This is a genomic window from Streptomyces griseobrunneus, assembly GCF_046713465.1.
In the GTDB taxonomy this organism is placed as follows: domain Bacteria; phylum Actinomycetota; class Actinomycetes; order Streptomycetales; family Streptomycetaceae; genus Streptomyces; species Streptomyces microflavus.
Genome location: NZ_CP177080.1, coordinates 6442351 through 6465851 on the forward strand (window position 1 = coordinate 6442351; position 23501 = coordinate 6465851).

The following is a 23501-nucleotide window of genomic DNA, read 5'->3' on the forward strand; positions in this document are numbered from 1 at the left end:
CTCACCGACCGGCGGCCCTACGGTGCTCGCATGGAGCCGAACCTGCCCGATGTCGTGCTGTGGTCAATACCGGCCTTCGTGCTGCTCACCGTGATCGAGATGGTCAGCTACCGCTTCCACCCGGACGAGGACGCCGCCGGGTACGACACCAAGGACGCCGCGACCAGCCTCACCATGGGGCTCGGCAGCCTCGGTTTCGACCTGCTGTGGAAGATCCCCATCCTCGCCGTCTACATGGGGGTCTACGAGCTGACGCCGCTGCGGGTGCCCGTGCTGTGGTGGACCGTCCTGCTGATGCTCCTGGCCCAGGACTTCTTCTACTACTGGTCCCACCGCGGCCACCACGTCATCCGGATCCTGTGGGCCTGCCACGTGGTCCACCACTCCAGCCGCAAGTTCAACCTCACCACCGCGCTGCGCCAGCCCTGGACCTCCGCCACCGTCTGGCCCTTCTACCTCCCGCTGATCGCCTGCGGTGTGCACCCGGCGGCGCTCGCCTTCTGCCAGTCTGCCAACCTCGTCTACCAGTTCTGGGTGCACACCGAACGTGTCGGCAAGCTCCCGCGCCCCTTCGAGTACGTCCTGAACACGCCCTCCCACCACCGCGTCCACCACGCCTCGCAGGGCGGCTACCTGGACCGCAACTACGGCGGGATCCTGATCATCTGGGACCGGATGTTCGGGTCCTTCGCGGCCGAGACCGAGCGGCCCGTCTACGGACTCACCAAGAACATCGCCACCCACAACCCGCTGCGCGTGGCCACCCACGAGTACGCCGCCATCGCCCGGGACGTCCGGGCCGCCGGGAGCTGGAGCGAGCGCGCCGGGCGGGTCTTCCGGGGGCCGGGCTGGCAGCCCGCGCCGAGGCCGGGGGCCGAAGCCGCCGTACCCGTGCCCGCTCCCGTATCGGTCGAGGCCGCCGCCGGGCCCGCTTCCGTACGTGTCGACGTGCCCGCGCCCGTACGCGCCGAAGCCCCCGCCTCCGTTCCCGCTGCGGCCCACGCCCCCGCCCCGGAGCACACCCGATGAGCGCCACGGCGTCCCGCCCCGTCAGGCCGGAAGGCCCCGGAGGGCCGGAGACGGCAGGGGGCGGGCGGTTCGCCCGGCCCCTGCTCGTCGCCTTCCTCCTCGCGGCCGCCGTCGACCTGGCCGGGCTCCTCGGCGGACTCGACACCGTCCACCTGGTGGCCAAGCCGCTGCTGATGCCGCTGCTCGCCGCGTACGCCGCGGTCCGGGGCGGGCCCCGGCTGCTCATCGCCGCCCTGCTGTTCGGGTGGGGCGGGGACGTGTTCCTGCTCGCCGACAACGACCTGGCGTTCCTCCTCGGGATGGGCTCCTTCGCCGTCGGCCATGTCTGCTACCTGACGCTGTTCGGGCGGGGACGGGCCCGGGCGCCCCTGGCCACCGGGGCCGCGTACGCCGTCGTGCTCGTCGTCTTCCTCGTCCTGATCTGGCCGGACCTCCCGGCCGAGCTGCGCGCCCCGCTGACCGGCTACAGCCTGCTGCTCACCGCGACGGCCTGGCGGGCCGGTGTCCTCGGCCGGTACGCGGCGGCGGGCGGGGCGCTCTTCCTGCTCTCCGACGCCCTCATCGCCACCGGCATCGCCGAGTGGCCCCGGCTGCCGGTGCCCGACTTCTGGGTGATGTCCACCTACATCGCCGCCCAGTTCCTGCTGGCCCTCGGGGTGCTCACGGCGGGGGCGAGGGGCACAACCGTGCGAACCGGGGCGTACCGTGAGCGGGGTATCAGCACCTGAGACCGGCAAGGACCTCCCCGTATGCGAGCCACCGTGATCCACGCTCCCCACGACATCCGGGTCGAGGAGGTGCCGGATCCGGCGATCCGGCAGCCCACCGACGCGGTGGTGCGGGTCCTCAGGGCCTGTATCTGCGGCAGCGACCTGTGGGCGTACCGGGGAGAGTCCGCCCGGCAGCCCGGTCAGCGCATCGGCCACGAATTCCTCGGTGTGGTCGAGGAGACCGGTGCCGGGGTCGACGGCTTCGCCGTCGGCGACCTGGTCGTCGCCCCGTTCGTCTGGTCCGACGGCACCTGCGCCTACTGCGCCGAGGGCCTCACCACCTCCTGCCCCGAGGGCGGCTTCTGGGGGTCGGTCGGCTCGGACGGCGGGCAGGGCGAGGCCGTCCGTGTCCCGTACGCCGACGGCACCCTGGTGAAGCTCCCCGCGGCCGCCGCATCCGACGACCGGCTGCTCACCGCCCTGCTGGCCCTCTCCGACGTGCTGGGCACCGGCCACCACGCCGCCCTCGGCGCGGGCGTCACCAAGGGCTCCACCGTCGCGGTCGTCGGGGACGGCGCGGTCGGCCTGTGCGGGGTGATCGCCGCCGAGCGGCTCGGCGCCGAGCGCATCATCGCGCTGGGCCGGCACACCGCGCGCACCGACATCGCCCGCCGCTTCGGTGCCACCGACGTGGTCGCCGAGCGGGGCGAGGCCGCCCTCGCCGCCGTACGGGAGCTGACCCGCGGCGAAGGCGCCCACAGTGTCATCGAGGCGGTCGGCACCGAGCAGTCGATGCGCACCGCGCTCGACATCGTCCGCGACGGCGGCGCCATCGGGTACGTCGGCGTCCCGCACGGCAGCGCCTCCGGCGTGGACCTCGGGGTGATGTTCGACCGGAACATCGCCCTGCGCGGCGGCGTCGCCCCGGTGCGTACGTACATCCCGGAGCTGCTCCCCGACGTGCTGGACGGCACGATCGACCCCTCTCCCGTCTTCGACCTGTCGATCGGCCTGGACGAGGTGCCCGCCGGCTACCGGGCGATGGACGGGCGGACCGCGTTGAAGGTGCTCATCACGCCGTAGCGCGCGGGTTCTTCACGGCGAGGGCCCGGGGGCGTGTTCTCCCCCCGGGCCCTCGCCGACTGTGCGGTCAGCCGCTTACCAGCGGACCGCGTCCAGCGCGTCGACCACTCCGGCCCCGTAGAAGCCGTTGTAGCTCTTGCCGCCCTCGCAGACCGCGTCGATGACTCCGTCACCGTTGTAGTCGTACGGTGCGCCGCACGCCTTCGCGTCCGCCTGGAGGCCCAGCAGCACCTTCACCGCGGCCGGCGAGGCGTAGGTGTGGCGGGACTTGATCAGGGCCACGACGCCCGCGACGTGCGGGGACGCCATCGAGGTGCCCCCCTTGTAGCCGAACTTGCCGCCCGGCAGCGTGGAGAGGATCAGCCCGCTGACGGCCGGCGGCTCGGGGGTCTGGTAGATCGTCGAGTCACCGCCGGGAGCGGCGACGTCGATGACGCCCTTGCCGTAGTTCGAGTACGAGGACTTGAGGCCCTTGGCACCCGTCGCGGAGACCGTCACGACGCCCGGCAGCATGGTCGGGATGTCGGGGCAGACCCGCGGGTCGATCGTCCGGGTCACCGGCTCGGTGTCGTTCGGGCTGGTCCGGTCCTCGATCGCGTCGGAGGACAGGTCGTGGCGGGCGTTGCCCGCGGCGGCCACGTTGACCGTGCCCTTGCGCTCGGCGTACTTGACGGCGCGGGTGAGGGACTCGACCAGGGCGCCCTGGTCCGGGTCGTTCTTGCAGTTGAACAGCCACGGGTCGGTGTAGTAGCTGTTGTTCGTCACCTCGACGCCCTGTTCGGCCGCCCAGAGGAAGCCGCAGACGACGGCCTCGGTGTAGAAGAAGCCGTCCGGGGTGGAGACCTTGATGCCGGAGACCTTCACACCCGGCGCCACACCGGTGACGCCGAAGCCGTTCTTCGCCGCGGCGATGGTGCCCGCCACGTGCGTGCCGTGGTCGCTCTCGCCCGCCGCCGGTCGCCAGGAGCCGGCGGTGGTGTCCGGAGCGCCCGTGACGCAGTTGGCGGAGGCTGCCCGGTCGAAGTTGGGCGCCAGGTCCGGGTGGGTGTCGTCGACGCCCGTGTCGATGACGGCGACCGTCACCCGCTCCGAGCCGAGCGACTTCTGGTGCGCCTTGTCCGCCTTGATCGCGGGCAGCGCCCACTGCAGCGGCTCCAGCGGGTCCTCCCCGGCCGTGGCCTGCTCAGCCGCTGCCGCCGCCTGGGCCTCGGTCAGCGGCTGCGCTATCGCGCCGACGTCCTTGGTGGCCTGCGGCACGATCGGGTTGGTCCGGGTCGCACCCGCCGACTCCACGCCCCGTACGCGCCGGATCGTTTCCCCGAAGGCCGGGTTCTGCGAGTGGGCGACGACGACGCCGATCTGCTCATAGGCGATGACGACCGTGCCGCCGGCCTGCGTGATGGCCTTCTTCACCTGCTGGACGGTGGAGCGGCCGCCGCCGGTGTTGACGACGTAACTCAGCTTCGGCCCGTCGGTCCGCGGGGTCGCGGTGGCCGGTGCGCCGGTGGGCGCCGCCGTGGCCGTCGCCGCCGGGAGGAAGCCGAGCGAGGCGACGAGCGCGAGTCCGACGGGCAGCGCGAGCGCGCGGGTCCGTCTCGATGCCAGATGAGCCATGGGTTCTCCACATCATCCGTGCCGATCGACCGGACACCTGGCGTGTTCGGTCGCGTACATGACGAGTGAAGCTATCGCTGATCTTCCCGGCGCATCAACGATTTGGGGCAAGTGAGTTCGAAGAGTGCACCTGCGCGGCCGAATGCGTATGGGTGACTTCAGGCCACGGGGATGATCTTCCGGTCACCCGGGATGAGGCCGAGAAGGCGAAAGATCCGGTGAACCGCTCCGTCGCGCCCTCCGTGCCGTTGTCCAGGAGGCACACCACCGTCCCCCGGTATCGAGGCCTCCGCATGTCACCCACCGTCCCCCAGATCACCGCACCCGCGTCGCGAGGAGATTCCGTGGCTACCGATGCACCGCCGCCCGAGGGCCATTCCGACACCAGCCCGGCCCAGCCCACCACCGAAGCGTTCAACGCGGTGGCGGCGAGTGCCGAGTTCGCCGACCTGCGCCGCTCGTTCCGCTCCTTCGCCTTCCCGCTCACCGTCGCCTTCGTCACCTGGTACCTGCTCTACGTCCTGCTCTGCAACTACGCGGGCGGCTTCATGAGCACCAAGGTCGTCGGCAACATCAACGTGGCGCTCGTCCTCGGCCTCGCCCAGTTCGCCACCACCTTCCTCATCGCGTGGCTCTACTCCCGGCACGCCGCCACCAAGCTCGACCCGAAGGCCGAAGCGATCAAGTCCCGTATGGAGGCCGACGTATGAGCGCCGCCCACACCCTCTACCCGGCCGTCCAGCTCGCCGCCACCGAAGGCGCGAGCGAACACCGGCCGCTGATCATCACCCTGTTCGCCGTCTTCGTCGTCGCGACCCTCGTCATCACCGTGTGGGCGGGCCGCCAGACCAAGAGCGCCTCCGACTTCTACGCGGGCGGCCGCCAGTTCACCGGATTCCAGAACGGGCTCGCGGTCTCCGGCGACTACATGTCCGCGGCGTCCTTCCTCGGCATCGCGGGCGCCATCGCCCTCTTCGGATACGACGGCTTCCTCTACTCCATCGGCTTCCTCGTCGCCTGGCTCGTCGCCCTGCTCCTGGTCGCCGAACCGCTGCGCAACTCCGGTCGCTACACCATGGGCGACGTCCTCGCCTACCGGATGCGCCAGCGCCCCGTGCGTACCGCCGCCGGTACCTCCACGATCGTCGTCTCGATCTTCTACCTGCTGGCCCAGATGGCCGGTGCCGGTGTCCTCGTCTCGCTGCTGCTCGGCATCACCAGTGACTTCGGGAAGATCGTCATCGTCGCCCTGGTCGGCTTGCTCATGATCCTCTACGTCACCATCGGCGGCATGAAGGGCACCACCTGGGTGCAGATGGTCAAGGCCGTCCTGCTCATCGCGGGCACCCTGCTCATCACCTTCCTGATCCTGCTGAAGTTCAACTTCAACATCTCCGACCTGCTCGGCACCGCCGCCAGCAACAGCGGCAAGGGCTCGGCGTTCCTGGAGCCCGGCCTGAAGTACGGCGCCACCGGCGTCTCGAAGCTGGACTTCATCTCCCTCGGCATCGCCCTGGTCCTCGGCACCGCGGGTCTGCCGCACATCCTGATCCGCTTCTACACCGTGCCCACCGCCAAGGCCGCCCGTAAGTCCGTGAACTGGGCGATCGGCATCATCGGCGCCTTCTACCTGATGACGATCGTGCTCGGCTTCGGTGCCGCCGCGATCCTCAAGCCCGGCGACATCATCGCCTCCAACAAGGCGGGCAACACGGCGGCACCACTCGCCGCCCTGGAGATCGGCGGCGGCTCCGGATCCACCGGCGGCGCCATCCTCCTCGCGGTGATCTCCGCCGTCGCCTTCGCCACCATCCTCGCCGTCGTCGCCGGACTCACCCTCGCCTCCTCCTCGTCCTTCGCGCACGACATCTACGCCAACGTGATCCGCAAGGGGAAGGCCACCGAGAAGGAGGAGGTCCGCGCCGCACGCTGGGCCACCGTCGCCATCGGCATCGTCTCCATCGCGCTGGGCGCCCTCGCCCGCGACCTCAACGTGGCCGGCCTGGTGGCCCTCGCCTTCGCGGTCGCCGCATCCGCCAACCTGCCGACGATCCTCTACAGCCTCTTCTGGAAGCGGTTCACCACCCAGGGGGCCCTCTGGTCCATCTACGGCGGACTCGCCTCCTCCGTCCTGCTGGTGCTCTTCTCGCCGGTCGTCTCCTCCAAGCCGACCTCGATGTTCCCGAGCGTCGACTTCGCCTGGTTCCCGCTGGAGAACCCCGGCCTGATCTCGATCCCGCTCGGCTTCCTGCTCGGCTGGCTCGGCTCGGTGATCGGCAAGGAGAAGCCCGACACCGACAAGTACGCCGAGCTGGAGGTCAAGTCCCTCACCGGCACCGGAGCGCACTGAGAGAAGGAATTCACCGAGCCGTTCGGTGCATCACCCACCCCGTGGTCCGGGCCGCGTCGTAGAGTCCTACGACGCGGCCCGGCCGCACCTCGTGGCAAACGGGCCCCCGCGATGTCACCGGTCTCACGTAGGCTCGGAGAAGAGCGTCCGCACCGACGGCACCACCGGGGGAGGAGAGCCACCATGCTCATCGACACCTTTGACAGGGTCGCCACCGACCTGCGCGTGTCACTGACCGACAAGTGCAATCTCCGCTGCACCTACTGCATGCCGGAAGAGGGGCTGCAGTGGCTCGGCAAGAGCGAACTGCTCTCCGACGACGAGATCGTGCGCCTGATCCGCATCGCGGTCACCAGCCTCGGCATCACCGAGGTCCGCTTCACCGGCGGGGAGCCCCTGCTCCGCCCCGGCCTCGTCTCCATCGTCGAGCAGTGCGCCGCGCTCACCCCGCGACCCCGCATGTCGCTCACGACCAACGGCATCGGGCTCAAGCGGACCGCCGCCGCCCTCCAGGCCGCGGGACTCGACCGGGTCAACGTCTCGCTGGACACCCTGCGCCCCGACGTCTTCAAGACCCTCACCCGCCGGGACCGCCACAAGGACGTGCTGGAAGGCCTGGAGGCCGCCCGCGAGGCCGGCCTCACCCCGGTGAAGGTCAACTCCGTCCTGATGCCGGGACTCAACGACGACGAGGCCCCCGAGCTCCTGGCCTGGGCCGTGGCCAACGATTACGAGCTCCGCTTCATCGAGCAGATGCCCCTGGACGCCCAGCACGGCTGGAAGCGCGACGGCATGATCACCGCCGGTGACATCCTCACCTCGCTGCGCACCCGCTTCACCCTCACCGCCGAGGACGACGAAGCCCGCGGCTCCGCTCCCGCCGAGCGCTGGACCGTCGACGGCGGCCCGCACCGCGTCGGAGTGATCGCCTCGGTCACCCGTCCGTTCTGCGGCGCCTGCGACCGCACCCGGCTCACCGCCGACGGCCAGATCCGCACCTGCCTCTTCGCCCAGGAGGAGACGGACCTGCGCTCCGCCCTGCGCTCGGACGCACCGGACGCGGAGATCGCCCAGCTCTGGAAGGTCGCCATGTGGGGCAAGAAGGCGGGCTCCGGACTGGACGACCCGTCGTTCCTGCAGCCCGACCGACCGATGTCCGCGATCGGCGGCTGATGCTCAGCCCGTGCCGGACCCTGACGTTCAGCCCGTGCCGGACCCGGACTCCCAGTCGGCGAGCGCCACGACATCCTTGAGGAATCCTCGTACGCCCAGGAACTGCGACAGGTGCTCCCGGTGCTCCTCGCAGGCCAGCCACGTCTTGCGACGGTCGGGGGTGTGCAGCTTGGGATTGTTCCAGGCGAGCACCCAGACCGCGTCGGCCCGGCAGCCCTTGGCGGAACAGATCGGGGCACCGGCGGCACTCTCGGCGGACGTCTCGGGGAAGATCACGGGACCCAGCCTAAGTCAGGTGCTCCACACACCGGACGACGCATCCCCTGCCGGAGAAACGGCGACGCCGAGCAGCCACGGGGGGAGCTGCCCGGCGTCGGTCCATCGCTCCGACGGGGGATACGGAGCGCCTCTGAAGTATGTCACGGGCACCGGGGTGCGGTGCACCGGAACGTCATGATTGATCTGAGCTTTTCTTGAGCTTCGCGGGACACGCGGGCTCAGCTGTGCTCCTGTGACGGCGGCACCCGGCCGGCCCGCCCGTCAGGGCCTCCTGACTCGGCGGAACCGGTGGCCGGAGCCGCCTCCACGGCGGGCCGTACCGGTGCCGTGAGATAGGTCGACGGCAGCGAAGGGGCGTTCTCCCGGCCCGCGTTGGCGATGACCACCGCCACGTACGGCAGTAGCACCCCCAGGGCGAGTCCCACGATCGCGACATGCCGCTCCACGTTCCACAGCACCGCGGCCAGCACCACCGAGACCGTACGCACCGACATCGAGATCACGTACCGCCGCTGCCTGCCCCGCACATCGTCGGCCAGCCCCTGACGGGCCTCCGTGATCCGGAAGACCTCCACCTCGTCGCTCTTCCGCAGCATGTGTTCCACCACCAGATCTCTGTGCCGGACGCTCCCGGACCGGGCCACGTCCACGGTACGCCGGGCACCCGCCGAAGCGGAGACCGGGGCGCTCCCCGGTGGCGTCCGCAAGGCGGCCCCGCGGACGCCACCACTCGGACACCCCCACTCGGACGGCCCCGCCCGGAGTGCGGCCCGCCGGCCGCCGCCCAAGACTGGGCTGACGCGCACTCCGCGCCGCACGAGGAGGCGAAATGAGCTGGTTGTGGGCAATCATCGTGGGCCTGGTGCTCGGTGTGATCGCACGGGCGATCCTGCCGGGCAAGCAGGACATCCCACTCTGGCTGACGGCCGTGTTCGGCATTCTCGGCTCCATCCTCGGTAATGCCGTGGCCGGCTGGATCGGCGTCGAGGACACCAAGGGCATCGACTGGATCCGCCATCTGCTCCAGCTGATCGGTGCCGTGGCCGTCGTCGGTGTCGGCGACATGGCCTGGCAGTCCATCCGGGGCAACAAGCGCAGAACCTGACCCGGGGGCCGGACACCACAGCGCCGCGGCCGGACACGCGAGGAAAAGCGTGTCCGGCCGCGGCGCTGTTCAGTGGCAGGGGGTGCTTCAGCCGACCGGGACGACCTCCACCGCCGCCAGGTTCTTCTTGCCCCGGCGCAGTACCAGCCAGCGCCCGTGCAGCAACTCCCCGGCGGCCGGCGCGACCTCGCCGTCGGCGACCTTCACGTTGTTCACGTACGCGCCGCCCTCCTTCACCGTGCGGCGGGCACCCGACTTGCTCGGCGCCAGACCGACCTCCACCAGGAGGTCCACCAGCGGACCCAGCTCGGCGACCCGGGCGTGCGGCACCTCGGAGAGGGCCGCGCTCAGCGTCGCCTCGTCCAGCTCCGCCAGGTCGCCCTGGCCGAACAGCGCCTTCGACGCCGCGATGACCGCCGCGCACTGCGCACCGCCGTGCACCAGCGTGGTCAGCTCCTCGGCCAGCGCGCGCTGCGCGGAACGGGCCTGCGGCCGCTCCTCCGTCAGCTTCTCCAGCTCTTCGAGCTCCTCACGGCTCTTGAAGCTGAGGATGCGCAGGTAGCGCGAGATGTCCCGGTCGTCCACGTTCAGCCAGAACTGGTAGAACGCGTACGGCGTGGTCATCTCGGGGTCGAGCCAGACGGCACCGCTCTCGGACTTGCCGAACTTGGTCCCGTCCGCCTTCACCATCAGTGGCGTCGCCAGCGCGTGCACGGTGGCACCCGGCTCAAGACGGTGGATCAGGTCGATACCCGCGGTGAGATTGCCCCACTGGTCGCTGCCGCCCTGCTGGAGGACGCAGCCGTAGCGGCGGTACAGCTCCAGGAAGTCCATCCCCTGGAGGAGCTGGTAGCTGAACTCCGTGTAACTGATGCCTTCCTGCGACTCCAGCCGGCGCGCGACCGAGTCCTTGGTGAGCATCTTGTTGACCCGGAAGTGCTTGCCGATGTCCCGCAGGAACTCGATCGCGGACATCCCCGCGGTCCAGTCCAGGTTGTTGACCATCGTCGCCGCGTTCGGGCCCTCGAAGGTGAGGAAGGGCTCGATCTGCTCCCGCAGCCGCTGCACCCAGGCCGCGACGGTCTCCGGGTCGTTCAGCGTGCGCTCGGCGGTCGGGCGCGGGTCACCGATCTGACCGGTGGCCCCGCCGACCAGGGCGAGCGGACGGTGCCCCGCCTGCTGGAGCCGGCGCACGGTGAGGACCTGCACGAGGTGCCCCACGTGCAGGCTCGCCGCGGTCGGGTCGAAGCCGCAATAGAAGGTGACGGGACCGTCCGCGAGAGCCTTGCGCAATGCGTCCTCGTCAGTGGACTGGGCGAACAGCCCGCGCCACTTCAGCTCGTCGACGATGTCCGTCACGGTTCCGGTGCTCCTTATGACTGCATGGCTGGTAGGGATGTACGGGTCAGTCTAGGCGGGTCACACGCCCTGACTCACCGAGCTCATGTTGAAGTCCGGGATGCGCAGCGCGGGCATCGCGGCCCGGGTGAACCAGTCGCCCCACTCGCGCGGCAGCGTCTTCTCCGTACGCCCCGCCTCCGACGCCCGGGACAGCAGGTCCACCGGCGACTCGTTGAACCGGAAGTTGTTCACCTCGCCGACCACCTCACCGTCCTCCACCAGGTAGACGCCGTCCCGGGTCAGCCCGGTCAGCAGCAGCGTCGCCGGGTCCACCTCCCGGATGTACCAGAGGCAGGTCAGCAGGAGCGCCCGCCCGGTCGTCGCGGCCACCATCTCCTCCAGCGACCGCTCACCGCCCCCGTCCAGCACCAGGTTGTCGATGGCCGGGGAGACCGGCAGCCCGGTGAGGGCGGCCGTGTGCCGGGTCGTCGTCAGCCGCTCCAGCTTCCCCTCCCGCACCCAGTCCGTCGGCGCGAGCGGCAGCCCGTTGTCGAAGACGGAAGCGCTGTCGCCGGAGGAGTGGGCGATCACGAACGGGGACGACTCCAGCCCCGGCGCGTGCGGGTCGCTGCGCAGGGTCAGCGGCAGCGGGGCCAGCGTCTCGCCGAGCCGCGTTCCACCGCCCGGCTTGGAGAAGACCGTCCGGCCCTCCACGGCGTCCCGCGCGGTGGACGACCAGAGCTGGTAGATCAGCAGGTCCGCGACGGCGGTCGGCGGCAGCAGCGTCTCGTACCGGCCGGCGGGCAGCTCGATCCGCCGCTCCGCCCAACGCAGCCGCTGTGCGAGCTCCGCGTCCAGGGCCGCCGGGTCGACGTCCTTGAAGTCCCGTGTCGACCGGCCCGCCCACGCGGAGCGGGTCCGGTCGGGGGACTTGGCGTTCAGCTCCAGCGTCCCGGTCGGCTGGTCGTGGCGCAGCCGCAGCCCCGTCGACGTCCCCAGGTAGGTGGAGGTCAGCTCGTGGTTCGCGAACCCGTAGAGCTCGCGGCCGCCGGCGCGGGCCCGGGCGAAGGCGTCACCGAGCGCCGGGGCGAAGTCGGCGAAGACCTCGGAGCCCGTCTCGGCCGGCGCGTCCGTGAAGTCGGGCGACGAGGGGACCCCGCTCATCAGCGGCTGCGCGTCCTCGGCGGGACCGGCGCCCCGGGCGGCGGCCTCGGCGGCCCGCACCAGCGGCTCCAGGTCGTCGGCGGTCACGGCGGACCGGGACACCACACCGGACGCGGTGCCCTTCGCCCCGTCCACGGTCGCGATGACGGTGAGGGTCCGCCCCCGGGTCACCCCGTTCGTGGTGAGCGCGTTGCCCGCCCAGCGCAGATTGGCGGAGGAGTGCTCGTCGGCGATGACCACCAGACCGTCCGTGGTGGACAGCTCCAGCGCCCGCTCGACGATCTCGTACGGCTTGCTGACGCGGCTCATCGTCCGGCCTCCTGCGTCGTGTTGAGGATGTTCACGCCTCGGAAGAGGGCGGAGGGGCAGCCGTGCGAGACCGCCGCGACCTGGCCCGGCTGAGCCTTGCCGCAGTTGAACGCGCCGCCGAGCACGTACGTCTGCGGGCCGCCGACCTTCTCCATCGAGCCCCAGAAGTCCGTGGTCGTCGCCTGGTACGCCACATCGCGCAGCTGCCCGGCGAGCTTCCCGTTCTCGATCCGGAAGAACCGCTGCCCGGTGAACTGGAAGTTGTAGCGCTGCATGTCGATCGACCAGGACCGGTCGCCCACGACATAGATCCCGCGCTCGACGCCGCCGATCAGATCCTCCGTCGACAGCCCTCCCGGGTCCGGCTTGAGCGACACGTTCGCCATGCGCTGTACGGGGACATGGCCAGGCGAGTCCGCGAACGCGCACCCGTTGGACCGGCCCAGACCCGTGAGCTTCGCGATCCGGCGGTCCAGCTGGTAGCCGACCAGGGTGCCGTCCTTGACCAGGTCCCAGGACTGCGCCTCGACGCCCTCGTCGTCGTACCCGACGGTCGCGAGCCCGTGCTCGGCCGTGCGGTCACCGGTCACGTTCATGACCGGGGAGCCGTACGCCAGCTTGCCCAGCTGGTCGAAGGTGGCGAACGAGGTCCCGGCGTACGCCGCCTCGTACCCCAGGGCCCGGTCCAGCTCCGTGGCGTGGCCGATCGACTCGTGGATGGTCAGCCAGAGGTTCGACGGGTCGACGACCAGGTCGTACGTCCCCGCCTCGACGCTCGGCGCGCGCATCTTCTCCGCCAGCAGCCCCGGGATCTGCTCCAGCTCGGCGTCCCAGTCCCAGCCGGTCCCGGTCAGGTACTCCCAGCCGCGCCCGGCCGGCGGCGCGATGGTCCGCATCGAATCGAACTCACCGGTCGTGGAGTCCACCGCCACGGCCGTGAACTGCGGCTGGATGCGCACCCGCTGCTGCGTGGTGACGGTCCCCGCCGTGTCCGCGTAGAACTTGTTCTCATGGACGGTCATCAGGGACGCGTCCACATGCGCCACCCCGTCCGCGCCCAGCAGCCGCCCGCTCCACTCCGCGAGCAGCGCCGCCTTCTCCTCGTCCGGTACGGAGAACGGGTCGACGTCGTACGCCGAGACCCAGGTCCGCTCGCCGTGCACCGGCTCGTCCGCCAGCTCGACGCGCTCGTCGGACCCGGCGGCGGCGATCACCTTCGCCGACAGCTTGGCCATTGCGACGGCCTGCGAGGCCACCTTCGCGGCCGCGTCCATCGTCAGGTCGACGCCCGAGGCGAACCCCCAGGCCCCGCCGTGCACCACCCGCACCGCGTACCCGAGGTCCGTACTGTCCGAGGCCCCGGCGGGCCGCGCGTCCCGCAGCCGCCAGGAGGCGCTGCGCACCCGCTCCAGCCGGAAGTCGGCGTGCGTGGCGCCGAGCGCCCGCGCCCGCGCGAGCGCCGCGTCGGCCAGCGCGCGCGACGGCAGGGCCAGGAACGACTGATCTACCTGGTGGGCCACAGGGAATTCCCTTCTCGATACACGACGGCAGTGAACCATGCGGAAGGCGGGGAAAGCCGGGGATATCGCGGACACGTGTGCCGGGCACGCAACCACACCGACTGTAGGAACCCCACAGCACCCCGCACGAGCCACTGTCAGGGCCCGATTCCTCGATCGGCGCACGGTACCGATAGGTTTTCGACGTACCAGACCGCCATGGACTACGCACCACACCGCCAAGGAAAGGGTGATCCGTTGAGCCGCTCGGTTCTCGTCACCGGAGGAAACCGGGGCATCGGCCTCGCCATCGCCCGCGCCTTTGCCGACAACGGCGACCAGGTAGCGATCACCTACCGCTCCGGCGAGCCGCCCCAGGCCCTCACCGAGGCCGGTGTCCTCGCGGTCCGCTGCGACATCACCGACGCCGAGCAGGTGGAGCAGGCCTACAAGGAGATCGAGGAGAAGCACGGTCCTGTGGAGGTGCTGGTCGCCAACGCCGGTATCACCAAGGACCAGTTGCTGATGCGGATGTCCGAGGAGGACTTCACGTCCGTCGTCGACACCAACCTCACCGGCACCTTCCGGGTCGTCAAGCGCGCCAACCGCGGCATGCTGCGCGCCAAGAAGGGCCGCGTCGTCCTGATCTCCTCCGTCGTCGGCCTCCTCGGCTCCGCGGGCCAGGCGAACTACGCCGCCTCCAAGGCCGGACTGGTCGGGTTCGCCCGGTCGCTGGCCCGTGAGCTCGGCTCGCGGAACATCACCTTCAACGTCGTCGCCCCCGGTTTTGTCGACACCGACATGACCCAGGTGCTCACCGAGGAGCAGCGCAAGGGCATCGTGGCCCAGGTGCCGCTGGGCCGCTACGCGCAGCCCGAGGAGATCGCCGCCGCGGTGCGCTTCCTCGCCTCCGACGACGCGTCGTACATCACTGGAGCCGTCATCCCCGTTGACGGCGGATTGGGCATGGGTCACTGATCACCATGAGCGGAATTCTCGACGGCAAGCGCATCCTCATCACCGGGGTGCTGATGGAGTCGTCCATCGCGTTCCACACCGCGAAGGTGGCCCAGGAGCAGGGCGCCGAGGTCATCCTCACGGCCTTCCCCCGCCCCACCCTGACCGAGCGCATCGCCAAGAAGCTGCCGAAGCCCGCCAAGGTCATCGAGCTCGACGTGACCAACGACGAGCACCTGGACCGCCTGGCCGGCCTGGTGCGCGACGAGCTCGGTTCGCTCGACGGCGTCGTCCACTCCATCGGCTTCGCGCCGCAGGACGCGCTCGGCGGCAACTTCCTCAACACCCCGTTCGAGTCCGTCGCCACCGCGATGCACGTCTCGGCGTTCTCCCTGAAGTCGCTGGCCATGGCGTGCAAGCCGCTGATGAGCGAGGGCGGCTCGATCGTCGGCCTCACCTTCGACGCCCAGTACGCCTGGCCGCAGTACGACTGGATGGGCCCGGCGAAGGCCGCCCTGGAGGCCACCTCCCGCTACCTCGCCCGCGACCTGGGCAAGGACGGCCTGCGCTGCAACCTGATCTCGGCCGGCCCGATCGGCTCCATGGCCGCCAAGTCCATCCCGGGCTTCTCGGAGCTGGCCGACGTCTGGAACCACCGCTCCCCGCTCGCCTGGGACATGTCCGACCCGGAGCCGGCCGGCCGCGGTGTCGTGGCGCTGCTCTCCGACTTCTTCCCGAAGACGACGGGCGAGATCATCCACGTCGACGGCGGCGTGCACATGATGGGCGCCTGACCGCGCACCACCCCCGCTGAACGGCCCTCCGGTCGAAAAGTCGGCCCTTCCACCGCAGAATGTGGAGGAACCGGACTTCTTGTCAGGCTGCGGGAGGGAGATCGCCGTGCGCCCCACGCGTCGCCGCACCCGTCTCCTGCTGGCCGCCTCGGTGGCCGTCGCCGCACTCGCCGTACCCCTGGGGGTCCACGCGGCCAGGGGGGCCGACTCCGGAACGGGAGCGGCGCCCCCGAAGCCCGAACCCGCCGGCTCCGAGTGCCGCACGACGGTCGAGGCCTCCCGGGTCGTCGCGTACTGCCACAACCCCTACCCCTCCACCGACCTGGTCCAGCTCCACACCGAGTGCGCCCGCTGGTGGGACGTCGACGCGGACGGCGCGGCGGTGGCGGTGGCACCGGGGCGGACCGTGCGGCTGGAGGACCGCTGCTGGAAGGAGATCGCGACCGCCTGGGTCAGCCACCGTCCCGCGCCGCTGTGAGCACTGCCGGCAGCCCTGCTACACCCGGTCCGCCAGGCAGTTCAGTGCGTGGCCCGATGCCTCTGCCGCCGCCGTCTCCGCGTCCCCGGCCCGGATCGCCTCCACCAGCCGTGCGTGGTCCATATGGTTCTCCGGCCGCAGCTCGGGGCCCACGTCACCGCGCAGGTAGTCGCGCAGCAGGTCCCCGAGGTCCGCGTAGAGCTCGGTGAGGACGTCGTTGTGCGAGGCGGCGACCACCGCCAGGTGCAGCGTCGCGTCGGCCGCGACGAACGCCTCCGCGTCACCTGAGGCCCAGGCCTCCTCCCGCCGCGCCATCAGGGTGTCGAGCTGCCGCAGATCGCGCTCGGTGCGCCGTACGGCGGCCAGCCGCGCGGCCGACGACTCCAGAGTCGCCCGCAGCTCCGCGATATGGCGCGGGTCGGCGGCGGCGAAGCGCCGGTGCATCACCCCGGCCAGCTCGCTCGTGGCGATCACATAGGTGCCCGAGCCCTGCCGGATGTCCAGCAGTCCGTTGTGCGCCAGGGCCCGCACCGCCTCACGCACGGTGTTGCGGGCCACGCCGAGCTGCTCGACCAGCTCCGGCTCGGTCGGAATCCGCGAGCCGACCGGCCACTCGCCCGAGGTGATCTGGTTCCGCAGTTGTGCGATCACCTGGTCGGCGAGTGCCGAACGCCGTGGAGACGTCAGCGCCATGGTGCTCCTTGCTCGTGGGCTGTGAGGTCCGGGGCGGATTCTCTCAGGGGAACCGGGGCTCCGGGGGTTCCGGGGGTTTCAGGGGTTTCAGGGGATTGGACAATCAATCATCCCATGATTCTATGATGGCCTCATGCCGGACGACGAGACCCAGACCCAGACCCTGAACCGCGGCGGCGCCGCGCGCACCCCCGCCGGCCCTCCGCCCCCGCAACTCCGCGGTGCGGCCGAGGCCCCCGCGCCCTGGCTGCTGCGTCTGATCGCCGTCGGACTCGTCCTGGCCGCCCTCAACCTCCGCCCCGCCATCACCAGCCTCGGCGCCCTCCTCGAAGAGGTCCGCGAGGGGCTGCACATGAGCGGCAGCGTGGCGGGGGTCCTCACCTCCGTGCCGCCGCTCTGCTTCGCGGTCTTCGGGGTCATGGCGCCCCGCCTGGCCCGCCGCTTCGGCGCGGGGGCCGTCGTCTGCGCGGGCATGGCGGCCATCGCCGCCGGCCTGGTGATCCGCCCGTACATCGGCTCCACCGCCGGATTCCTGGCCGCCAGCGCGCTGGCCCTGATGGGCATCGCCGTCAGCAACATCCTGATGCCGGTGATCGTCAAGCGCTGGTTCCCCGACCGCGTCGGCACCATGACCGGGCTCTACTCCATGGCCCTGGCCCTCGGCACCGCCCTCGCCGCGGCCGTCACCGTTCCCCTGACCGGTGCGATGGGCGGGAACTGGCAGTCCGGGCTCGCCGTCTGGGCCGGGCTCGCCGCCCTCGCGGTGCTGCCCTGGATCGTCCTCGTAAGGGACCGCACCCCGGCGCCCGGACAGCCCGCCCCTGCCCGGTCCGCGGCCGCTTCCGGCCCCGCCGCCTCCAGCCCCGCTGAGGCCCCCGCGCTCCGGATCACCCGCAGCCGGACCGCCTGGGGGCTCGCCTGCTTCTTCGGGCTCCAGGCGACCGCCGCGTACATCACCATGGGCTGGATGCCGCAGATCTTCCGCGACGCCGGGGTCTCCGCCGGTACGGCGGGCGTCCTGCTCGCGGTCACCATGGCGATGGGCGTACCGCTCGCCTTCGTCATCCCCCGGGTCGCTGCCCGGCTCAAGCAGCAGGGCCCCATCGTCGTCGTCCTCGGACTCTGCGGCCTGATCGGCTACAGCGGCCTCTACCTGGCCCCGGCCGCCGGTGCGTGGGCCTGGGCGCTGCTGCTCGGCGTGGCCAACTGCGCCTTCCCGCTCGCCCTCACCATGATCGGCATGCGGACGCGGACCGGGGCCGGCGTGGTCCGGCTCTCCGCCTTCGCCCAGTCCACCGGCTATCTGCTCTCGATCCCGGGCCCGCTGCTCGTCGGCGTGCTCTACCAGCACAGCGGCGGCTGGGGGCTGCCGATCGCCCTGATGGCGGGCCTGATGATCCCGCAGATGGTCGCCGGGGTGCTGGCGGGGCGGGACCGGACCATCGAGGACGAGTGCTGAGATGCGAGACTGGCCCCATGCCAGTGCTCGATCCTCACCCCAAGAACGGTCAGAAGAAGCTCCTCCTCGTCTTCGGGGCGATGCTTCTCGTCACGGTGGTCATCGGTGTGATCGCCACGATCGCCTCCCCCTGACGCCCGCCGCCCCCTGCTGATCCTCGTGGGGGTGGGGCTGGCCCCCCTGTCCCCTAGGGGGCCAGGGCCAGGGTGAAGTGGGTGGATCACCGGATGGGACAGGCGCCGCCCGTTCCGTAGGTTCTTCGGTAACGAACCGAATACCCCACGGAGGCGGACATGACTGTCCCCGCGCACCCCAGGTCCCGCCGACCGGCACCCTCCCGCCGACCGGCCCTCCCGCACCGGCCGACCGCCGACCGTATCGAGATACGGCTGCCGTGGTGGGCCGTGGCGCTCCCGGCCGTCGCGTTCGCCGCTCTGCTGCTCATGATCATGAGCCCGGGGCAGGCGCAGGCCGCCACCGCCGATCCGGCGCTCGGACAGCTGATCGAGCGCACGCTCCACCTGCTCTCCCGCTGAGGTACGCGGCGACGAACACACCCCGGACCAGCACGTCAACCTTCCGGATGAGCCCGTCAACACCCTGCGCCAGAGGCCGCGTTTCATGCGAAGCTGAGGTGTATGAGCGTCGAGACACCTCGCAGGATCGTCCTTCTCAGGCATGCCAAGGCGGAATGGTCGCAGTCCTCCGATCATGAGCGGCCCCTGGCCGAGCGCGGCCGCAAGGACGCGCCCGTGGCCGGCCGCAGGCTCGCCGACTCCGGCATCGACTTCGATCTGGCCCTGTGCTCCAGCGCCGTCAGGACCCGGGAGACCTGGAAGCTGGCGGTCCACGAGTTCGCCCACCGCCCCAGGACTGTTTACGAGGAGAGGCTGTACGAGGCCTCCCTCGGCGAACTGATCGCCCTGTTCAACGAGACCCCGGACGAGGTCCGCAACCTCCTGGTCATCGGCCACAACCCGGGGATGCACGGAGCCGCCGACGCCCTCTCCGGCTCGGCCGAGGGCGACACCCTGGCCCGGATGACGCGGGACGGCTTCCCGACGGCGTCCTACGCCGTGGTGGAGTTCCCCGGCTCCTGGAAGAGCGTGGAGCACGGGGCCGGCCGGCTCGTCGATTACTGGACGCCGAACGGCTGAGTGCACCTCGCCCCTGCCCGGGTACGGCCGAACACATGAACGCGCAGGGCCCCGGCACATCACCCGTGCCGGGGCCCTCTTCCGTACGCTGCCGAGACCGTCAGTCGACGAGACCGTCCGCCGCCTCGACCTCTTCACGGGTGATGCCGAGCAGATAGAGCACGGTGTCCAGGAACGGCACGTTCACCGCGGTGTGCGCCGCCTCGCGGACCACGGGCTTGGCGTTGAAGGCGACCCCGAGCCCCGCCGTGTTCAGCATGTCCAGGTCGTTCGCCCCGTCCCCGATGGCCACCGTCTGCGCCAGCGGCACCCCCGCCTGCTCGGCGAAGCTCCGCAGCAGCCGGGCCTTGCCCGCCCGGTCCACCACATCGCCGACGACCCGGCCGGTGAACTTGCCGTCCACCACCTCCAGGGTGTTGGCGGAGGCGAAGTCGAGGCCGAGACGTTCCTTCAGATCGTCCGTGACCTGGGTGAAACCGCCCGAGACGACGCCCACCTGGTACCCCAGGCGCTTCAGCGTACGGATCAAGGTGCGGGCCCCCGGCGTGAGCCGCACCTCGGCGCGCACCTTGTCCACCACCGAGGCGTCCAGCCCCGCCAGCAGGGCGACCCGGGCGTGCAGCGACTGCTCGAAGTCCAGCTCGCCGCGCATCGCCCGCTCGGTGACCTCGGCGACCTCGTCCTCACAGCCCGCGTGGGCCGCGAAGAGCTCGATCACCTCGTCCTGGATGAGCGTGGAGTCCACGTCCATGACGACCAGGCGCTGGGCCCGCCTGCTCAGCCCGGCCGAGACCACCGCGACGTCCACGCCGATCTCCGCGGCCTCGGTCGCCAGCGCGGTGCGCAGCTCCTCGGTCCCGGTCCCCGACACCGCGAACTCGACTGCGGTGACCGGGTACTTCGCCAGCCGGAAGATACGGTCGATGTTCCCGCCCGTCGAGGTGATCGTGGCCGCTATGGCGGCGGTCGACTCCGCGGTGAGCGGGTGGCCCAGCACGGTCACATGGGAACGGCCGTAACCGCGGGGCCGGTTGTCACCGGTGCCCGAGATGATCTCGGCCTGCAGCTTCAGGGAGTCGGCCCAGCTGTGCACGGTCGCCCGCAGATCGCCCGCGGTCGTACCGCCCGCGGTGGGCGAGGTGACCAGGGCGCACAGCACGATGCGGCCCCGGGTGACGACCTGCTCGATGTCCACGACGTCGACGGAGTACGCGGCGAGGGTGTCGAACAGGCCGGCGGTGATGCCGGGGCGGTCCTTGCCGAAGATCTTGACGAGAAGGGTGGGCGTGTTGTCCACGAGAGAAGGGGAATCGTCGCTGTCCCGGGCGGGCTCGCCGCCGGTCCGAGGGGAATCGGGGAGCTCGGGGGAGGGGGGAGGCTGAGGTGGCTGAGATGCGCTCATGGTGTTCCCACCGTATCGGTCCCGCGGCCGGGTCCGGCTGCCCGTCCCGAGTGCCGGACGGAGGACGCAGGGCTTTCCGCCGGCTGTCCCCTTTGTTCCGGGATCGCACTACTTCTTCGCTTCGGGGCCCGTCTTCACCGGCCCGACTTTCGGATAAGGGACTGCTCCTGGAATAGTTCCCCACGATGTTCAGCATCCCTAGACTCCCTGCGACGGGGGAAAATCGGGGGACAACAAGTGGGGCGCGGAGTGCCGGAACTCGTACTGGAATTGAATGGCAGCACCTGGACGCTCGATCCGTCCAGGCCGTACACCCTGGGGCGTGACCCGCAGGGGGACCTGACGATCGACGACGCCAGAGTCTCGTGGCGGCACGCCACGATCAGCTGGAGTGGCCGGAGTTGGTTCATCGAGGACCACGGCTCCACCAACGGCACGTATGTGCAGGGGCAGCGGGTCCAGCGGGCGGAGATCGGGCCCGGCACCGGCGTACGCCTGGGCAATGCGACCGACGGCCCGCGGCTGGATCTCACCGCCGCCGCCCACCAGGCTCCCGCGCAGCAGCAGCAGCAGCAGCAGCACCAACAACAACCGCAGCAGCAGCATGCGCAGCCGGGCGCCGCCTGGCCCGGACAGCAGGCACCCGCCCAGCACCAGGCGCCGGTGCACCAGGGCCAGCACCAGGCCCCGCAGCACCAGGCTCCCCAGCACCAGGCCCCGCAGCACCAGGCTCCCCAGCACCAGGCCCCGCCCCAGCAGGCGTGGCAGCAGCAGGCAGCGGAGCCTCAGCAGCAGGCCCCGTACCAGCAGGTGCCCCACCAGCAGGGCCCGGCCCAGCCGGCCGCCCCGGCCCACGGCGGCGGACCGGTCTACGGCGACCGCAGCCCGACCACGTTCCACCAGCTGGCGCTCGGCCGGGTCATGCGCATCGGCCGTGCGCTGGAGAACGAGCTGGTCGTCTCCGACCTCCAGGTCTCCCGCAACCACGCCGAGTTCCACGCGACGCCCGACAGCCGGTTCGAGATCCGTGACCTGGGCTCCCACAACGGCACGTACGTCAACGGTCTGCCGCTCCAGAAGTCCGGCTCGGCGCTCATCGGCCCGAACGACATCGTCGGCGTCGGCCACTCGACGTTCCGCCTGGTCGGCGACCGGCTCGAAGAGTTCGTCGACACCGGGCAGGTCTCCTTCTCCGCCCGCCACCTCACGGTGACGGTCGACGGCGGCAAGCAGATCCTCAAGGACGTCTCCTTCGGCGTCCCGGAGAAGTCCCTGGTAGCGGTCATCGGCCCCTCCGGCTCCGGGAAGTCCACCCTGCTCAAGGCGCTCACCGGTTACCGGCCCGCCAACGAGGGTGACGTCCTCTACGACAACCGGAACCTGTACAAGCAGTTCGCCGAGCTGCGCCAGCGCATCGGTCTGGTCCCGCAGGACGACATCCTGCACAAGGAACTGACCGTCACCAAGGCCCTCAAGTACGCGGCCAGGCTCCGCTTCCCCGCGGACACCACCGAGGCCGAGCGCCAGGCCCGGATCACCGAGGTCCTCGCCGAGCTCAAGCTCGACATCCACAAGGACAAGAAGATCACCTCGCTCTCCGGCGGCCAGCGCAAGCGCGTCTCGGTCGCCCTGGAGCTGCTGACCAAGCCGTCGCTGATCTTCCTGGACGAGCCGACCTCCGGCCTCGACCCGGGCATGGACCGTGACGTCATGCAGCTGCTGCGCGGCCTCGCCGACGACGGCCGCACCGTGCTCGTCGTCACGCACTCCGTCGCCGAGCTGGCCATCTGCGACAAGCTGCTCGTGATGGCGCCCGGCGGTGCCGTCGCCTACTTCGGCCCGCCGGAGGAGGCGCTCAACTTCTTCGGCTACGGCTCCTGGGCCGATGTCTTCTCCGCCTTCGAGAACTACCGCGACTACGACTGGGCGGGCCGCTGGCGCGGTTCGCAGCACTATCAGCTCTACGCCGCCGACATCGACGCCGTCGCCGCGCAGTCCGTCCACATGCCGCCGCCCCAGCAGATGCGGCCCCCGAAGCCGCAGAGCTGGGGTACGCAGCTGTGGACCCTGGTGCGCAGATACACCTCCGTCATCGCCTCCGACAAGGCCTTCCTCGGCCTGATGGTGGCGCTGCCCGCGGTGATCGGTGTGCTGGCCGCGGTCATTCCGGCGGACTTCGGACTGGCCCCGCCCACCCCGCCGACCCAGTTCAACGGGAAAGCCGGAATGATCCTGCTGATCCTCGCGGTCGGCATCTGCCTGGCCGGGTCGGCCAGCTCCGTACGAGAACTGATCAAGGAACGCGTCATCTACGAACGGGAACGGGCCACCGGCCTCTCCCGCTCGGCCTACCTGGTGTCCAAGGTGATCGTGCTCGGCGTGATCACGGCCTTCCAGAGCGTCATCCTCTGCGGTATCTGCTTCGCCGTCCGTGACCTGCCGGCCGAGGGGCTCTTCATGCCTCCGGCCGTCGAGATCTGCATCTCCATCGTGGCCCTCGGGTTCACCTCGATGATGTTCGGCCTGATGATCTCCGCGCTGGTCAAGACGTCCGAGATGACCATGCCGCTGCTGGTCATGTTCGCGATCGTCCAGCTGGTCTTCACCGGAGTCCTCTTCCAGGTGTACGGGACGCCCGGCCTGGAGCAGCTCACCTGGCTGATGCCGTCCCGCTGGGGCGTGGCCGCGGCCGGCACCACACTGGACCTGGCCCACCTGATGCCGCCGTGGGACCCGAAGAACCCGACCGATCTGGACCCGCTCTGGGAGGCTACGGCGACCCAGTGGGGGATCAACATCTTCGTGCTGCTGGTGATCGGCCTCGGCTGTGCCGTCGCGGTCGCCCGGCTGCTGCGCCGCCACGAGCCCGAGGTCATGCGCAAGTAGGGCCGTACGGAACGACGCC

23 protein-coding genes are annotated in these 23501 nt (G+C 70.7%); 15 read left to right on the plus strand and 8 right to left on the minus strand.

Features of this window, described 5'->3' with window-relative positions; all coding sequences use genetic code 11:
- The first annotated feature begins 30 nt into the window (after window positions 1-30).
- The 3 genes from ACK8N7_RS29315 to ACK8N7_RS29325 are packed head-to-tail and all read left to right on the plus strand — an operon-like array spanning window position 31 to window position 2822.
- The gene (locus tag ACK8N7_RS29315) at window positions 31-1029 is read left to right on the plus strand and encodes a sterol desaturase family protein (protein ID WP_403217414.1); all 999 of its coding nucleotides are present in this window, start codon (window positions 31-33) and stop codon (window positions 1027-1029) included.
- Complete coding sequence (locus ACK8N7_RS29320) at window positions 1026-1757, plus strand: lysoplasmalogenase (protein ID WP_500444526.1); 732 nt, start codon at window positions 1026-1028, stop codon at window positions 1755-1757. The genes ACK8N7_RS29315 and ACK8N7_RS29320 overlap by 4 nt, the downstream gene beginning before the upstream one ends.
- A 21-nt stretch (window positions 1758-1778) precedes the next feature.
- The gene (locus tag ACK8N7_RS29325) at window positions 1779-2822 is read left to right on the plus strand and encodes a zinc-dependent alcohol dehydrogenase family protein (protein ID WP_403217418.1); all 1044 of its coding nucleotides are present in this window, start codon (window positions 1779-1781) and stop codon (window positions 2820-2822) included.
- Window positions 2823-2897: 75 nt separating this feature from the next.
- Here the strand turns inward: ACK8N7_RS29325 and ACK8N7_RS29330 are convergent, their stop codons facing one another.
- On the minus strand, window positions 2898-4436 hold the full coding sequence (locus tag ACK8N7_RS29330) for a S8 family peptidase (protein ID WP_403217420.1): 1539 nt from the start codon (window positions 4434-4436) through the stop codon (window positions 2898-2900).
- 344 nt (window positions 4437-4780) lie between these two features.
- Between ACK8N7_RS29330 and ACK8N7_RS29335 the strand changes: the two genes are divergently transcribed.
- The 3 genes from ACK8N7_RS29335 to moaA all read left to right on the plus strand — a co-directional run bounded on the left by ACK8N7_RS29335 (window position 4781) and on the right by moaA (window position 7959).
- Window positions 4781-5146: a DUF485 domain-containing protein gene (locus ACK8N7_RS29335; protein WP_403217422.1), complete on the plus strand. Its 366-nt coding sequence runs from the start codon at window positions 4781-4783 to the stop codon at window positions 5144-5146.
- A complete protein-coding gene (locus tag ACK8N7_RS29340; protein WP_403217424.1) occupies window positions 5143-6786 on the plus strand; it encodes a monocarboxylic acid transporter in 1644 nt (547 codons plus the stop codon). The genes ACK8N7_RS29335 and ACK8N7_RS29340 overlap by 4 nt, the downstream gene beginning before the upstream one ends.
- Window positions 6787-6969: 183 nt before the next feature.
- Window positions 6970-7959, plus strand: a complete 990-nt coding sequence (gene moaA, locus ACK8N7_RS29345) for a GTP 3',8-cyclase MoaA (protein ID WP_403217426.1) — start codon at window positions 6970-6972, stop codon at window positions 7957-7959.
- Between the two features lie 27 nt (window positions 7960-7986).
- Here moaA and ACK8N7_RS29350 read toward each other — a convergent pair whose 3' ends face one another.
- Both ACK8N7_RS29350 and ACK8N7_RS29355 read right to left on the minus strand, forming a co-directional pair.
- Window positions 7987-8235, minus strand: coding sequence for a hypothetical protein (locus ACK8N7_RS29350; protein WP_500444527.1), 249 nt, complete (start codon window positions 8233-8235; stop codon window positions 7987-7989).
- Window positions 8236-8456: 221 nt separating this feature from the next.
- Window positions 8457-8834 (minus strand): DUF3099 domain-containing protein, encoded by a 378-nt coding sequence (locus tag ACK8N7_RS29355; protein ID WP_403217430.1) that lies wholly within the window; start codon window positions 8832-8834, stop codon window positions 8457-8459.
- Window positions 8835-9067: 233 nt separating this feature from the next.
- On the opposite strand from ACK8N7_RS29355, the gene ACK8N7_RS29360 reads away from it, so the two are divergent.
- Window positions 9068-9343 (plus strand): GlsB/YeaQ/YmgE family stress response membrane protein, encoded by a 276-nt coding sequence (locus tag ACK8N7_RS29360; RefSeq protein ID WP_151510349.1) that lies wholly within the window; start codon window positions 9068-9070, stop codon window positions 9341-9343.
- Window positions 9344-9430: 87 nt separating this feature from the next.
- Here ACK8N7_RS29360 and tyrS read toward each other — a convergent pair whose 3' ends face one another.
- The 3 genes from tyrS to ACK8N7_RS29375 are packed head-to-tail and all read right to left on the minus strand — an operon-like array spanning window position 9431 to window position 13677.
- Window positions 9431-10702 carry a tyrosine--tRNA ligase gene (gene tyrS, locus ACK8N7_RS29365; RefSeq protein WP_403217433.1) on the minus strand — a complete coding sequence of 424 codons (1272 nt, stop codon included), beginning with the start codon at window positions 10700-10702 and terminating at the stop codon, window positions 9431-9433.
- A 60-nt stretch (window positions 10703-10762) separates the two neighbouring features.
- Window positions 10763-12157: a metallopeptidase TldD-related protein gene (locus ACK8N7_RS29370; RefSeq protein ID WP_500444528.1), complete on the minus strand. Its 1395-nt coding sequence runs from the start codon at window positions 12155-12157 to the stop codon at window positions 10763-10765.
- Entirely contained in the window at window positions 12154-13677 is a 1524-nt protein-coding gene (locus ACK8N7_RS29375; RefSeq protein ID WP_403217437.1) for a TldD/PmbA family protein, read from the minus strand. Before ACK8N7_RS29375 ends, ACK8N7_RS29370 begins: the two co-directional genes overlap by 4 nt.
- 237 nt (window positions 13678-13914) lie before the next feature.
- Here ACK8N7_RS29375 and fabG point away from each other — a divergent pair, with 237 nt between their 5' ends.
- The 3 genes from fabG (at window position 13915) to ACK8N7_RS29390 (ending at window position 15885) form a co-directional block, all read left to right on the plus strand.
- Window positions 13915-14634, plus strand: a complete 720-nt coding sequence (gene fabG / locus ACK8N7_RS29380) for a 3-oxoacyl-[acyl-carrier-protein] reductase (protein ID WP_355081710.1) — start codon at window positions 13915-13917, stop codon at window positions 14632-14634.
- A 5-nt stretch (window positions 14635-14639) separates the two neighbouring features.
- Entirely contained in the window at window positions 14640-15407 is a 768-nt protein-coding gene (gene fabI / locus ACK8N7_RS29385) for an enoyl-ACP reductase FabI (RefSeq protein WP_015607732.1), read from the plus strand.
- Between the two features lie 106 nt (window positions 15408-15513).
- The gene (locus ACK8N7_RS29390) at window positions 15514-15885 is read left to right on the plus strand and encodes a hypothetical protein (RefSeq protein ID WP_403217439.1); all 372 of its coding nucleotides are present in this window, start codon (window positions 15514-15516) and stop codon (window positions 15883-15885) included.
- 18 nt (window positions 15886-15903) lie between these two features.
- Here ACK8N7_RS29390 and ACK8N7_RS29395 read toward each other — a convergent pair whose 3' ends face one another.
- The gene (locus ACK8N7_RS29395; protein ID WP_015607730.1) at window positions 15904-16578 is read right to left on the minus strand and encodes a FadR/GntR family transcriptional regulator; all 675 of its coding nucleotides are present in this window, start codon (window positions 16576-16578) and stop codon (window positions 15904-15906) included.
- A gap of 133 nt (window positions 16579-16711) precedes the next feature.
- Between ACK8N7_RS29395 and ACK8N7_RS29400 the strand changes: the two genes are divergently transcribed.
- The 4 genes from ACK8N7_RS29400 to ACK8N7_RS29415 all read left to right on the plus strand — a co-directional run bounded on the left by ACK8N7_RS29400 (window position 16712) and on the right by ACK8N7_RS29415 (window position 19194).
- A complete protein-coding gene (locus ACK8N7_RS29400) occupies window positions 16712-18037 on the plus strand; it encodes a CynX/NimT family MFS transporter (protein ID WP_500444529.1) in 1326 nt (441 codons plus the stop codon).
- A gap of 17 nt (window positions 18038-18054) precedes the next feature.
- The gene (locus tag ACK8N7_RS29405) at window positions 18055-18171 is read left to right on the plus strand and encodes an SGM_5486 family transporter-associated protein (RefSeq protein WP_015607728.1); all 117 of its coding nucleotides are present in this window, start codon (window positions 18055-18057) and stop codon (window positions 18169-18171) included.
- 159 nt (window positions 18172-18330) lie between these two features.
- Complete coding sequence (locus ACK8N7_RS29410; protein WP_403217447.1) at window positions 18331-18573, plus strand: hypothetical protein; 243 nt, start codon at window positions 18331-18333, stop codon at window positions 18571-18573.
- Window positions 18574-18675: 102 nt separating this feature from the next.
- A complete protein-coding gene (locus ACK8N7_RS29415) occupies window positions 18676-19194 on the plus strand; it encodes a SixA phosphatase family protein (RefSeq protein ID WP_500444530.1) in 519 nt (172 codons plus the stop codon).
- Between the two features lie 100 nt (window positions 19195-19294).
- Here the strand turns inward: ACK8N7_RS29415 and serB are convergent, their stop codons facing one another.
- Window positions 19295-20596 carry a phosphoserine phosphatase SerB gene (serB, locus tag ACK8N7_RS29420; RefSeq protein WP_500444531.1) on the minus strand — a complete coding sequence of 434 codons (1302 nt, stop codon included), beginning with the start codon at window positions 20594-20596 and terminating at the stop codon, window positions 19295-19297.
- Between the two features lie 237 nt (window positions 20597-20833).
- Between serB and ACK8N7_RS29425 the strand changes: the two genes are divergently transcribed.
- A complete protein-coding gene (locus ACK8N7_RS29425; protein WP_500444532.1) occupies window positions 20834-23482 on the plus strand; it encodes an FHA domain-containing protein in 2649 nt (882 codons plus the stop codon).
- The last annotated feature ends 19 nt before the right edge of the window (window positions 23483-23501 follow it).

Bases quoted from the DNA above. Each gene is read 5' to 3' on its own strand.
- ACK8N7_RS29315 (WP_403217414.1), top strand. From the start codon at position 31: ATGGAGCCGAACCTGCCCGATGTCGTGCTGTGGTCAATACCGGCCTTC.
- ACK8N7_RS29320 (WP_500444526.1), top strand. From the start codon at position 1,026: ATGAGCGCCACGGCGTCCCGCCCCGTCAGGCCGGAAGGCCCCGGAGGG.
- ACK8N7_RS29325 (WP_403217418.1), top strand. From the start codon at position 1,779: ATGCGAGCCACCGTGATCCACGCTCCCCACGACATCCGGGTCGAGGAG.
- ACK8N7_RS29330 (WP_403217420.1), bottom strand. From the start codon at position 4,436: ATGGCTCATCTGGCATCGAGACGGACCCGCGCGCTCGCGCTGCCCGTC.
- ACK8N7_RS29340 (WP_403217424.1), top strand. From the start codon at position 5,143: ATGAGCGCCGCCCACACCCTCTACCCGGCCGTCCAGCTCGCCGCCACC.
- moaA (WP_403217426.1), top strand. From the start codon at position 6,970: ATGCTCATCGACACCTTTGACAGGGTCGCCACCGACCTGCGCGTGTCA.
- ACK8N7_RS29355 (WP_403217430.1), bottom strand. From the start codon at position 8,834: ATGCTGCGGAAGAGCGACGAGGTGGAGGTCTTCCGGATCACGGAGGCC.
- ACK8N7_RS29360 (WP_151510349.1), top strand. From the start codon at position 9,068: ATGAGCTGGTTGTGGGCAATCATCGTGGGCCTGGTGCTCGGTGTGATC.
- ACK8N7_RS29370 (WP_500444528.1), bottom strand. From the start codon at position 12,157: ATGAGCCGCGTCAGCAAGCCGTACGAGATCGTCGAGCGGGCGCTGGAG.
- fabI (WP_015607732.1), top strand. From the start codon at position 14,640: ATGAGCGGAATTCTCGACGGCAAGCGCATCCTCATCACCGGGGTGCTG.
- ACK8N7_RS29395 (WP_015607730.1), bottom strand. From the start codon at position 16,578: ATGGCGCTGACGTCTCCACGGCGTTCGGCACTCGCCGACCAGGTGATC.
- ACK8N7_RS29400 (WP_500444529.1), top strand. From the start codon at position 16,712: ATGCCGGACGACGAGACCCAGACCCAGACCCTGAACCGCGGCGGCGCC.
- ACK8N7_RS29405 (WP_015607728.1), top strand. From the start codon at position 18,055: ATGCCAGTGCTCGATCCTCACCCCAAGAACGGTCAGAAGAAGCTCCTC.
- ACK8N7_RS29410 (WP_403217447.1), top strand. From the start codon at position 18,331: ATGACTGTCCCCGCGCACCCCAGGTCCCGCCGACCGGCACCCTCCCGC.
- ACK8N7_RS29415 (WP_500444530.1), top strand. From the start codon at position 18,676: ATGAGCGTCGAGACACCTCGCAGGATCGTCCTTCTCAGGCATGCCAAG.
- serB (WP_500444531.1), bottom strand. From the start codon at position 20,596: ATGAGCGCATCTCAGCCACCTCAGCCTCCCCCCTCCCCCGAGCTCCCC.